The organism is Micromonospora sp. 4G55 (assembly GCF_016803375.1).
Genome location: NZ_JAEVHN010000156.1, coordinates 1 through 11,393 on the forward strand (window position 1 = coordinate 1; position 11,393 = coordinate 11,393).

An 11,393-nucleotide genomic window follows, 5' to 3' on the forward strand; every position below is an offset into this window, starting at 1 on the left:
GCGGGTTCGCCCTCTGGGGCGGGGTGGCGATCAAGCGCAAGCCCTCCGAGCGGGAGCTGCGGATGCGCAAGCAGGAGAAGAAGCGCAGGAAGCTGGAGACGGGGATCAGACGCCGTGCGGGATGGCGTCCCAGCCCTCGACCTGGCTGGGCTTGCGGCTGCCGGCCCGACGTAGCGGGCGGACGGCCGGACCAGCCGCTGGAGCTTCTTCTGCTCCAGGATGTGTGCGCTCCAGCCGCCCATCCGGGCGCAGGTGAACATCGAGGTGAACATGTGCGCGGGCACCTCGGCGAAGTCCAGCACCACGGCCGACCAGAACTCGACGTTGGTGGCGAGCACCCGGTCCGGGCGGCGGGCCTGGAGCTCGGCCAGCGCGGCCTTCTCCAGCGCCTCGGCGATCTCGAAGCGCGGCGCGCCCAGCTCCTTGGCGGTCCGGCGCAGCACGCGGGCGCGCGGGTCCTCGGCCCGGTAGACCCGGTGGCCGAAGCCCATCAGCCGCTCGCCGCGGTCGAGGACGCCCTTGACGTACCCCTCGGCGTCGCCGCTGCGCTCGACGCCTCGAGCATGCTCAGCACCGGCTCGGGGCGCGCCGTGCAGCGGGCCGGAGAGCGCGCCGATGCCGGAGGAGATGCAGGCCGCGGCGTCGGCGCCGGTGGAGGCGACGATCCGGGTGGTGAAGGTGGAGGCGTTCAGGCCGTGCTCGGCGGCCGAGATGAAGTACGCGTCGACGGCCTTGACGTGCCGCGGGTCGGGCTCGCCGCGCCAGCGCTTCATGAAGCGCTCGACGATCGTCTCGGCCTTGTCGATCTCCTTCTGCGGCACGGCCGGCAGGCCGAGGCCGCGAGCCGACTGGGCGACGAAGGACAGCGCGGTGACCGAGACCCGGGCCAGGTCCTCGCGGGCCTGCTCGTCGGAGATGTCCAGCAGCTGGTCCAGCCCCCAGTACGGGGCCAGCATGGCGACCGCGGACTGCACGTCGACGCGGATGTCGCCGGAGTGCACCGGCACCGGGAACGGCTCGGCCGGCGGCAGGCCCGGGCCGAACCGCCCGTCGACCAGCAGCGCCCAGACGTTGCCGAAGGAGACCTGGCCGATCAGATCCTCGATGTCGACACCGCGGTAACGCAGCGCGCCACCCTCGCGGTCCGGTTCGGCGATCTCGGTCTCGAAGGCTACGACGCCCTCCAGACCCGGTTTGAAGTCAGACATGTCGTCTCCTGGCTTCCGGCTCGGTGCGCCCGCCGCGGGCTCAGTCCGGCCCAGACCTTAGGCGACCCTCAGGGATGGTTTCGTGACATCTTGCCCCCTCGGTAACCAAGTGCGCGACCCGCTGCGACTGTGCCGCACGTGACATCCCCGCCGGTGGAGGCCGTCACGCCCTCGGTGACACTCTTTCGTGGGGGCTGGCCAGCGTCGGGGGACGCGGGCGCCGCCACGAGGGGGAGAAGCGACGTGACGGGCGACACACCGCCGCCGGCGGCCATGCGTAACGAGTACGCCGCCGACCTGGGCCTTTCCGAGGTTGATCTGGCCGCGGACTGGTACACCCAGTTCGACCGCTGGTTCGCCGACGCGGTCGCCGCCGGGCTGCCCGAGCCGAACGCGATGGTCGTCGGCACCGCCGACGCCGCCGGCCGCCCCAGCGGCCGCACCGTGCTGCTGAAGGGCTACGACCCGGAGGGCTTCGTCTTCTACACCAACTACACCTCGCGCAAGGGCGGCGAGGCGACCGCCAACCCGCACGCCAGCCTGGTCTTCCCCTGGTTCCCGATGCAGCGACAGGTGGTCGTCGCCGGTCCGGTGGAGCGGGTCGACCGGGCGGAGACCGAGGCGTACTTCGCCAGCCGGCCGCGCGGGTCGCAGCTCGGCGCCTGGGCCAGCGCCCAGTCCCGGGTGATCCCCGACCGGGCGGCGCTGGACGAGGCGTACCAGGCGGTGGTGGCGCGCTTCGCCGACGTGGCGCAGATCCCCGCGCCCCCGCACTGGGGCGGCTTCCGGGTCCGGCCCGAGTCGGTGGAGTTCTGGCAGGGCCGGGTGAGCCGGCTGCACGACCGGCTGCGGTTCCGCCGGGCCGACGGCGGCGACTGGATCGTGGAGCGGTTGGCCCCGTGACCGCGATCAAGGAGACCCGGCCGCGCGGGGCGCGCCGCTGGGCGATCGACCTGCGTCCGCTGGCGGTGCCGGAGTTCCGGCGGATCTGGCTGGGCGGCGGCATCGCCATGCTCGGCTTCCAGTTCACGGCGGTGGCCGTGCCGGTGGAGATGTACGCGCTGACCCGGGACTCGTTCTGGGTCGGCCTGCTCGGCGTGGCCGCGTTCCTGCCGCTGCTGGTCTTCGGGCTGTGGGGCGGGGCGGTCGCCGACGCCCGGGACCGGCGGGGCGTGCTGCTGGTCAGTCAGGCGCTGCTCTGGGCGTCGATGCTGGCGCTGCTGCTGCAGGCGGTGCTCCGGGTGGGCAGCCCGGTGCTGCTGCTGGCCCTGGTGGCGCTCCAGTCGGTCGGCTTCGCGGTCAGCGGGGCGGCCCGCACGGCGAGCCTGCCCCGGCTCGTCCCGGCCGAGCTGGTGCCGGCCGCGAGCACGCTGAACTTCACCACGTACACCGCCGCGTCGGTGGCCGGGCCGCTGCTGGCCGGGCTGATCCTCGCGACCTGGCGGACGGACGTCGCGCTGCCGATCGCGTACGGCCTGGACATGGTCCTGTTCACCGCCGCCGTCTGGGCGACCGTGCGGATGCCGGCGCTGCCGCCCGAGCCGGACCCGGACGGCGACGGCAGCCCCCGCAAGGCCGGCCTGGCCAGCATCGTCGACGGGCTTCGCTACCTGGCCACCACGCCGGTGCTGATGCTCTCGTTCGCCATCGACCTGATCGCGATGATCCTGGCCATGCCCCGGGCGCTCTTCCCCGAGGTGGCCCAGGAGCGGTTCGGCGGCGGCGCGGCGGTCGGCTGGCTGTACGGCGCGATCTCGCTCGGCGCGATGCTCGGTGGGCTCACCTCCGGCTGGATCGGCCGGCTCCGCCGGCAGGGCCTGGTGCTGGTGGTGGCGGTGGTCGGCTGGGGCCTCGCGGTGGCCGCGGCCGGGCTGGCCCGCCAGCTCTGGCTGGTGGTGCTGCTGCTCGCCCTCGCCGGGGCGTCCGACCTGGTCAGCGCAGTGCTGCGGCAGTCGATGCTGCTGGTCTACGCGCCGGACCGGATGCGCGGCCGGCTCCAGGGCGTCAACACGGTGGTCATCGCCGGCGGGCCGCGCCTGGGCGACCTGCGCGCCGGCGCGGTGGCGGCCGGGTTCGGCACCGGCGTGGCCTGGGTGGGCGGCGGTCTGGTCTCCGCGGTGCTCGCCGTCGCGCTGGTGGTGGTCTTCCCGGCGCTGCTGCGCTACCGGGTCACCCCGGCCGCCGACCGGGACTGAACCGTCCGGGGCGTGCGGGCGGTGGCGCAGAACCCGGAGACCCACCGGCGGGTGGGTCGCGGCGGACCGGGCGACCGCTGGGCGGGAAGCGGCTCGGCGGGTCCGACGGGGGCGGGGGCGGGCGACTAAGGTCCCCTGACATGGAGAAGGCCGGAACCCGACCGCCGTCGGGGACACAGTGGACCATTGCCGCCGACGGCCACGAGGCGGTCATCGTCGAGGTCGGCGGTGGGCTGCGGTCGTACCGGCACGACGGCGTGGACTACGTCGACGGGTACGCCGCCGACGAGATCTGCCCCGGCTCGGCCGGGCAGGTGCTGGCACCCTGGCCGAACCGGATCCGCGACGGGCAGTACACCTTCGGGGAGCGCTCGTTGCAGCTCGACCTGAGCGAGCCGGCCCGGCGCAACGCCATCCACGGCCTGGTCAACTGGGTGTCGTGGCACCTGGTCGAGCAGTCCGCCGACGCGGTCACCGTCGGGTACGACCTGCCGCCGACCCCGGGCTACCCGTGGCCGCTGCGGCTGCGGAACCGGTGGAGCGTCGGCGCGGACGGCCTGCGGGTCGAGCACGAGGCGACGAACGTCGGCGCGGAGGACGCCCCGTACGGCTACTCGATGCATCCCTACCTGCGGCTGCCCGGCGTGCCGGTGGACGAGGTGTCGCTTCGCGTACCGGGGCGGATCCGGGTGCTGCTGGACGGCCGCCTGCTCCCCATCGCCGCCACGCCGGTGGCCGGCACCGAGTACGACTTCACCGAGCCCCGCCAGATCGGCGACGCGGTGCTCGACCTGGCCTTCGGCGACCTGGTGCGGGACGCCGACGGGGGCTCGGCGGTCACCCTGGCCGCCCCGGACGGGTCCGCCGCGGTCCAGATCTGGGCGGACCGGGAGTTCGGTTGGTGGCAGGTCTTCACCGGGGACACGCTGACCGGGGAGCGGCACCGGCGGTCGGTGGCGGTGGAGCCGATGACCTGCCCGGCGGACGCGTTCCGCTCCGGCAAGGACCTGATCACGCTGAAGCCCGGCGGCACCTGGCAGGGCGCCTGGGGCCTGCGGCCCGGCGTCTGAGCGGCGGGGGCATGGAGTTCGGCGAGGTCGTCCGGCGACGGCGGATGGTGCGCAACTACGACCCGGACCGGCCCGTCCCGCCGGACGTGGTGGACCGGCTGCTCGACCACGCGGTGCGGGCGCCGTCGGCCGGGTTCGCGCAGGGCTGGGGCTTCCTGGTGCTGGAGACCCCGGAGGACCGGGAGTTGTTCTGGACGGCGGCCACCCCGGGCGGCGGTGGCCGGGAGCGCTGGCTGGCCGGGATGCGACGGGCCCCGCTGATCGTGGTGCCGCACGCCAACCGCTCCGCCTACCTGGAGCGGTACGCCGAGCCGGACAAGGGCTGGGCGGACCGGGCGGCGGACCGCTGGCCGGTGCCCTACTGGTACGTCGACACCGGCTTCGCCGCGCTGCTCATGCTGCTCACCGCCGTCGACGAGGGGCTGGCGGCCTGCTTCTTCGGCATCCCGCCGCAGCGGCTGGACGCCTACCGGGAGGCGTTCGGGGTGCCCGAGGAGTACCAGCCGATCGGCGCGGTCACCGTGGGTTACCGGGCGCCCGACCACCGGTCACCGTCACTGCGTCGGGGGCGTCGCCCGGTCGGCGAGGTGGTCCGGCGCGGCCGGTGGAGTTGAGCGTGGTTCATGCGGTCCCGAGTGGGTACCGGCGGTAGCGAAACCGACATGAGGGAGTAAAACGCAGTGTGGCGGAGGCGGTTAGGCTGGCACGGTCATCGGTGCCGCACCGCGCGGCACCACGGCGTGACCCGGCTCCGCGCCGTCGGTCGGCCCGGCCACGGGGAGGGGAGCGTGCCGTGATCTTCAGAGCGGTCCGGGACGGGCGTCCGTACCCGGAGCACAACTTCACGCTCAAGCAGTGGGCGGAGATCCCGCCGCGCCCGCTGCGGCTGGACCAGCTCATCACCACCAAGCGGGAGTTGGCGCTGGACAAGCTCCTCGCCGAGGACTCGACCTTCTACGGCGACCTCTTCCCGCACGTCGTGCAGTGGAACGGCGGGCTCTACCTGGAGGACGGGCTGCACCGCGCGCTGCGCGCGGCGTTGCAGCAGCGCAACCAGATCCACGCCCGGGTGCTGGTGCTGGGCGGCCAGGAGGGATGACGCCCTCCTGACGACTCGTTAAGGTGGCCCCCATGACCGCACCCCTGGACCTGCTCGACGTGGATGCCTCCCTCGGCGAGGAGGAGCGGCAGATCCGCGCCGTCGTGCGCCAGCTCATCGACGACCGGGTACGCCCACACGTCGCCGACTGGTACGAGCAGGGCCAGGTGCCGGCCCGCGAGCTGGCCCGGGAGTTCGGCAAGCTCGGCCTGCTCGGCATGCACCTGACCGGGTACGGCTGCGCCGGCGCCTCGGCGGTCGCGTACGGGCTGGCCTGCCTGGAGCTGGAGGCCGGCGACTCCGGCATCCGCTCGCTCGTCTCGGTGCAGGGCTCGCTGGCCATGTACGCCATCTGGCGCTACGGCAGTGAGGAGCAGAAGCAGCGCTGGCTGCCGGCGATGGCGGCCGGCGAGGCGATCGGCTGCTTCGGCCTGACCGAGCCCGACCACGGCTCCGACCCGGCCTCGATGGCTACCCGGGCCCGCCGCGACGGCGACGACTGGGTGCTCAACGGCGCCAAGATGTGGATCACCAACGCGCCGATCGCCGAGGTCGGCGTGATCTGGGCGCGCACCGACGAGGGGGTACGCGGTTTCGCCGTACCCATGGACACGCCGGGGGTGACGGCCCGCGAGATCCGGCAGAAGATGTCGCTGCGGGCCTCGCTGACCGGCGAGATCGCCCTCGACGACGTCCGGCTGCCGGCGGACGCCCAGCTGCCCGGGGCGATCGGGCTGAAGGCCCCGCTGAGCTGTCTGACCGAGGCCCGGCACGGCATCGTCTGGGGCGCGCTCGGCGCGGCGCGCGACTGCCTGTCGACGGCGCTGGACTACGCGACCACCCGGACCCAGTTCGGCCGGCCGCTGGCCGGCTTCCAGCTCACCCAGGCCAAGCTCGCCGACATGGCCGTCGAGTGGAACAAGGGCTACCTGCTGGCGCTGCACCTGGGCCGGCTCGCCGACGCCGGGAAGCTGCGCCCGGAGCAGGTCAGTGTGGGCAAGCTGAACAACGTGCGGGAGGCGTTGGCGATCGCCCGCCAGTGCCGGACGATCCTCGGCGCGAACGGCGTCTCGGGCGAGTACCCGGTGATGCGGCACGCCAACAACCTGGAGAGCGTGCTGACCTACGAGGGCACCTCGGAGATCCACCAACTGGTCATCGGGCAGAAGCTGACCGGGGTCTCCGCCTTCGCCTGACCGGCGCTTCACCCGATCGGGTCGCTCGACGCGCGGGTGTCGTATCCGGCCCGTACCGTCATAGCTAGACGACGTGTCTGACGAGGACGGTGAGGGCCATGGCCCGCGACGGTGACATCAACGAGCCCACCAGGGAGTTTCCCGGCTACCCGACCGCCGACACCCTTCCGGCCCGGTCGGACGACACCTCCCCGCCGTGGCCGGGCCGGTCGGCGCCCTCCGGCGGGCCCGCCCCCCGGGGCCTGCTCATGGTGCTGGGCGCGGCGGCGCTGGCGGTGGTGGTGCTGCTCGGCGCCCAGGCGACCGGGATCTTCCCCGACTTCCGCAATCCCTTCGCCAAGGAGCAGACCGACCGCAGCCAGCCGCCGCTGCTCAAGTCGATCCAGGACCTCAGCCGTTACGTCGCCGCCGAGGGCAACTTCCAGGTCGTGGTCGACCTCCAGAACGACCGCAACAACGTGCCCGAGTTCCTGCTCAAGCAGCGGACCCTCTTCGTCGGGGCGGGCAGCGTGGAGGCGTACGTCGACTTCACCAAGATCTCCGAGGGGGCGGTGGTCGAGTCCGCCGACGGCAAGTCCGTCGAGATCAAGCTACCGGCGCCGCAGCTCGGCAAGACCAACCTCGACCTGCAGAAGAGCTACGTCTTCGCCGAGGAGCGCGGCCTGCTCAACCGGCTCGGCGAGCTGGTCAACGGCGACCCCAACCGGCAGCAGCAGGTCTACCAGCTCGCCGAGGAACGGATCACCGCGGCGGCGCGCGACAGCGGGCTGACCCAGCGCGCCGAGGAGAACACCCGCAAGATGCTGGAGGGCCTGCTCCGCTCGCTCGGCTACGAGAAGGTCACCGTCACCTACGCCGCCCCCTGACCCTGAAACCGGCAGCGCCCGCCCCGAGATGTCGGGGCGGGCGCTGCCGTGGGGGGAGGTCAGTAGCGGGTGGCGGCGCGGTCCTCGTTGGGCATCAGCACCCAGAGCACCAGGTAGACGATCACCTGGGTGCCGGGCAGCAGCAGCGACAGCAGGAACAGCAGCCGGATCATGAACGCCGAGGTGTTGAACCGGCGGGCCAGGCCGGCGCAGACGCCGGCGAGCATGCGCCCCTCGCGGGGCCGGACCAGTTTGCGACTCATCGTCGTACTCCCACTCTGCGGCGATCCGCCGCTCTGGAACCAACGGTAGGGAGGGGTGGCCACCGCGCCCTCCGTCGCAGGACGGATCCGGCGGCCCCGTACCCGTAGGTGGTTACCCGCGCCGCCCCGCCCGATGCACCACCGCCCCTGCCTCCCGCCGCGCCGCCCGCACGGTTTGCGGTGTGTCGCAGTGTGCCCGGGCGGCGGTCACCGCGACACGCCGCAAACGGCGCCGCGCCCCGGGCGGGGACGCGGCCCGCCGCGTCGCGGAGGTGGGCGGAATGTGTCGTCACCTGCGGCGGAAGGGCGGGAGGTGCGGCGGGCGGGTAGGCTCGCCGGTCGGATGCCGCCCACCACCCCGGGCGGTGCCGACGGCCGCCGGACACCTCGGCGGGCGGAACCCGGGTCGGACCCGGCACCACCGGGCGAGACGGCGAGGAAAGTGCAGCCATGATCAGTGTTTTCGACCTTTTCAGCGTCGGCATCGGGCCGTCCAGCTCGCACACCGTGGGCCCGATGCGGGCCGCGCGGACGTTCGTCGCCGGGTTGAAGGGGGGACGGGCTGCTCGCCGACGTCGTCCGGGTCCAGGCCGAGCTGTTCGGGTCGCTCGGCGCCACCGGGCACGGCCACGGCAGCGACCGGGCCGTGCTGCTCGGGCTGGAGGGCGAGGCGCCGGAGACGGTCGACACCGACACCGTCGGCCCCCGGGTCGCCGCGATCCGCGCCGAGGGCCGGCTGCACCTGCTCGGCGTGCAGGAGATCGACTTCGACCCGGACCGGGACCTGGTGCTGCACCGCCGCCGGTCGCTGCCGTACCACCCGAACGGGATGACCTTCGCGGCCTACGACGCCGCCGGGGCGCAGGTCAGGGCCCGTACCTACTACTCGGTGGGCGGCGGGTTCGTGGTGGACGAGGCGGCCGCCGGGGCGGACCGGATCAAGCCCGACACGACGCGGGTGCGGTACCCCTTCTACACCGGCGCCGAGCTGCTCGACGTGACCGCCGCGACCGGGCTGTCGATCAGCGAGGTGATGCTGGCCAACGAGTGCTCCTGGCGCAGCGAGGCCGACGTGCGGGCCGGCCTGCTGGAGATCTGGCGGGTGATGCAGGAGTGCGTGGCGGCCGGCTGCGAGCACGGCGGCGTCCTCCCCGGCGGGCTGAAGGTCCGCCGCCGCGCCGCCGAGCTGCGCCGGAGCCTGGAGGCGGAGACCGACTCCACCGACCCGCTGCGCGCGATGGACTGGGTGACGCTCTTCGCCCTCGCCGTCAACGAGGAGAACGCCGCCGGCGGTCGGGTGGTGACCGCCCCCACCAACGGCGCGGCCGGCATCATCCCGGCGGTGCTGCACTACTACGCCCGGTTCACCCCGGACGCCAGCGACGACGGGGTGATCCGCTTCCTGCTGGCCGCCGGCGCGATCGGCGTGCTGTTCAAGGAGAACGCCTCGATCTCCGGCGCCGAGGTCGGCTGCCAGGGCGAGGTCGGCTCGGCCTGCTCGATGGCCGCCGCCGGGCTGGCCGAGGCCCTCGGTGGCACGCCGGCGCAGGTGGAGAACGCCGCCGAGATCGGCATGGAGCACAACCTCGGGCTGACCTGCGACCCGGTCGGTGGGCTGGTGCAGATCCCGTGCATCGAGCGGAACGCGGTGGCTAGCATCAAGGCGATCACCGCCGCCCGGCTGGCGCTGCGTGGGGACGGGGTGCACGCCGTCTCGCTGGACAAGGTCATCAAGACCATGCGGGAGACGGGCGCCGACATGAAGGTCAAGTACAAGGAGACGGCGCGCGGCGGCCTGGCCGTCAACGTGATCGAGTGCTGACCGGCGTTCGTTCACCGACTGCTAACCTGTCGTCCGTCCTGGGAGGCGGGAGGCGACGGTGACCGCTGGCGTCGCGGCGTTGTGGTCGCACCGCAACTCGCTGCGGATCCTGGTCAAGCGGGACCTCGCGGTGAAGTACCAGCAGTCGGTGCTCGGTTACTTCTGGTCGCTGATCGAGCCGCTCGGCATGGGCGCGATCTACTTCTTCGTCTTCGGCGTGCTCTACTCCGGCGACACCGAGCGGCACCTCGGGCAGGCCGCCGAGTCGTACCCCCTCTTCCTGATCACCGGGATCTTCGCCTGGATGTGGACCAGTTCGGCGCTGAGCGAGGCGACCAACGCGCTGACCGGGCAGTCCCGCCTGATCACCACGATGAACGTGCCCCGGCAGGTCTTCCCGATCGGCCGGGTCACCGGCCGGTTCGCCGAGTACGTCGCGGGCCTGCCCATCCTCTTCGCCGTCGCCGCCGTCTACGCCGCGCACGGCAGGATCCACCCCGGCTGGTCGCTGCTCGCCCTGCCGCTCGCCGTGCTGGTGCAGGCCACCCTGCTGGTCGGGCTGTCGCTGCTGCTCTCGGCGGTCAACGTGCTGATGCGCGACGTCGAGCGCTTCATGCGGCTGATCATCCGGGTGCTCTTCTACGCCACGCCGATCATCTACCCGCTGAGCCTGGTCCGGGAGTCCGGGATGCCGGGCTGGGTGAAGGTCGGCTACGAACTCAACCCCCTGGTCGGCATCTTCCAGCTCCAGCACGCGATCTGGTACCCGGACGAGTTCCCCGACGCCCGGCTGCTGGCCACCACGGTCGCCGGCAGCCTGCTGCTGCTGGTCGCCGGCTGGTGGGCGTTCCGCCGGCTCGAACCCGCCGTGCTCAAGGAGCTGTGAGGTGGCGCCGATCATCGAGGCCGAGGGCCTCGGTATCCGCTTCGTCCGCAACCGCCGGCGGCAGTTGCGGCTGCGCGAGCTGTTCATCCACCGGGGCGGGCGGGGCGCCGCGTCCGGGCAGTTCTGGCCGCTGCGGGACGTCTCCTTCACCGTCGAGCCCGGCGAGACGGTCGGGGTGATCGGGCGCAACGGCACCGGCAAGAGCACCCTGCTGCGGCTGATCGCCGGGGTGCTCATCCCCGACGAGGGGCGGATCCGGGTGCGCGGCGACGTCGCGCCGCTGCTGGAACTCTCCGCCGGCTTCTCCAACGACCTCACCGGGCGGGAGAACCTTTACCTCGTCGGCGGCCTGCACGGGCTGTCGTCGGCGTACCTGAAGCGGAACTTCGACGACATCGTCTCGTTCGCCGGCGAGCAGGTGGAGCGGGCCATCGACACCTCGGTCCGGCACTACTCGTCCGGGATGAAGGTCCGGCTCGGGTTCGCCATCATCTCCCACCTGCCGCACCCGATCCTGCTGATGGACGAGGTGACCGCGGTGGGCGACGCGGAGTTCCGCAAGAAGTGCTATTCGACGATCGACCGACTGCTCGCGGAGGGGCGCACCTTGGTGCTGGTGTCACACAACGAGAAGGACCTGACCCGGTTCTGCCGTCGGGGGCTCTACCTCGACGGCGGGCGGCTGACGGTGGACGGCACGGTCGCCGAGGCGCTCGACGCGTACCACGCCGCGGTCCCGCGGTGACGCTCGCGATCGTGCTCGCCGCCGGTGCGCCGGCCGCGGGCCT

Annotated in this window: 10 protein-coding genes and 2 pseudogenes; 10 read left to right on the forward strand and 2 right to left on the reverse strand. The window is 73.0% G+C overall.

Features of this window, described 5'->3' with window-relative positions; all coding sequences use genetic code 11:
- Positions 1 to 105: 105 nt before the first annotated feature.
- A pseudogene (locus JNW89_RS15230) lies at positions 106 to 1,208 on the reverse strand (citrate synthase 2).
- Between the two features lie 273 nt (positions 1,209 to 1,481).
- On the opposite strand from JNW89_RS15230, the gene pdxH reads away from it, so the two are divergent.
- The 7 genes from pdxH (at position 1,482) to JNW89_RS15265 (ending at position 7,634) form a co-directional block, all read left to right on the forward strand.
- Positions 1,482 to 2,111, forward strand: a complete 630-nt coding sequence (gene pdxH, locus JNW89_RS15235; protein WP_238449430.1) for a pyridoxamine 5'-phosphate oxidase — start codon at positions 1,482 to 1,484, stop codon at positions 2,109 to 2,111.
- Positions 2,108 to 3,403 carry an MFS transporter gene (locus JNW89_RS15240; protein ID WP_238449425.1) on the forward strand — a complete coding sequence of 432 codons (1,296 nt, stop codon included), beginning with the start codon at positions 2,108 to 2,110 and terminating at the stop codon, positions 3,401 to 3,403. Before pdxH ends, JNW89_RS15240 begins: the two co-directional genes overlap by 4 nt.
- Before the next feature lie 140 nt (positions 3,404 to 3,543).
- Positions 3,544 to 4,473, forward strand: coding sequence for an aldose 1-epimerase family protein (locus tag JNW89_RS15245; RefSeq protein ID WP_238449426.1), 930 nt, complete (start codon positions 3,544 to 3,546; stop codon positions 4,471 to 4,473).
- 11 nt (positions 4,474 to 4,484) lie between these two features.
- On the forward strand, positions 4,485 to 5,087 hold the full coding sequence (locus tag JNW89_RS15250; protein ID WP_238449427.1) for a nitroreductase family protein: 603 nt from the start codon (positions 4,485 to 4,487) through the stop codon (positions 5,085 to 5,087).
- A 179-nt stretch (positions 5,088 to 5,266) separates the two neighbouring features.
- Positions 5,267 to 5,572 (forward strand): type II toxin-antitoxin system VapB family antitoxin, encoded by a 306-nt coding sequence (locus tag JNW89_RS15255; protein ID WP_154940070.1) that lies wholly within the window; start codon positions 5,267 to 5,269, stop codon positions 5,570 to 5,572.
- Positions 5,573 to 5,604: 32 nt separating this feature from the next.
- Positions 5,605 to 6,768: an acyl-CoA dehydrogenase family protein gene (locus tag JNW89_RS15260; protein WP_238449428.1), complete on the forward strand. Its 1,164-nt coding sequence runs from the start codon at positions 5,605 to 5,607 to the stop codon at positions 6,766 to 6,768.
- A 98-nt stretch (positions 6,769 to 6,866) separates the two neighbouring features.
- Positions 6,867 to 7,634, forward strand: a complete 768-nt coding sequence (locus JNW89_RS15265; RefSeq protein ID WP_238449429.1) for a DUF4230 domain-containing protein — start codon at positions 6,867 to 6,869, stop codon at positions 7,632 to 7,634.
- A gap of 59 nt (positions 7,635 to 7,693) precedes the next feature.
- Here the strand turns inward: JNW89_RS15265 and JNW89_RS15270 are convergent, their stop codons facing one another.
- A complete protein-coding gene (locus JNW89_RS15270; protein ID WP_154940064.1) occupies positions 7,694 to 7,897 on the reverse strand; it encodes a PspC domain-containing protein in 204 nt (67 codons plus the stop codon).
- A 450-nt stretch (positions 7,898 to 8,347) separates the two neighbouring features.
- Between JNW89_RS15270 and JNW89_RS15275 the strand changes: the two are divergent.
- The 3 genes and pseudogenes from JNW89_RS15275 to JNW89_RS15285 all read left to right on the forward strand — a co-directional run bounded on the left by JNW89_RS15275 (position 8,348) and on the right by JNW89_RS15285 (position 11,350).
- Positions 8,348 to 9,719: pseudogene (locus tag JNW89_RS15275) on the forward strand (L-serine ammonia-lyase).
- Between the two features lie 58 nt (positions 9,720 to 9,777).
- Positions 9,778 to 10,605, forward strand: coding sequence for an ABC transporter permease (locus JNW89_RS15280; RefSeq protein ID WP_179802872.1), 828 nt, complete (start codon positions 9,778 to 9,780; stop codon positions 10,603 to 10,605).
- Position 10,606: 1 nt separating this feature from the next.
- Positions 10,607 to 11,350, forward strand: coding sequence for an ABC transporter ATP-binding protein (locus JNW89_RS15285; RefSeq protein ID WP_154940058.1), 744 nt, complete (start codon positions 10,607 to 10,609; stop codon positions 11,348 to 11,350).
- Positions 11,351 to 11,393 lie beyond the last annotated feature (43 nt).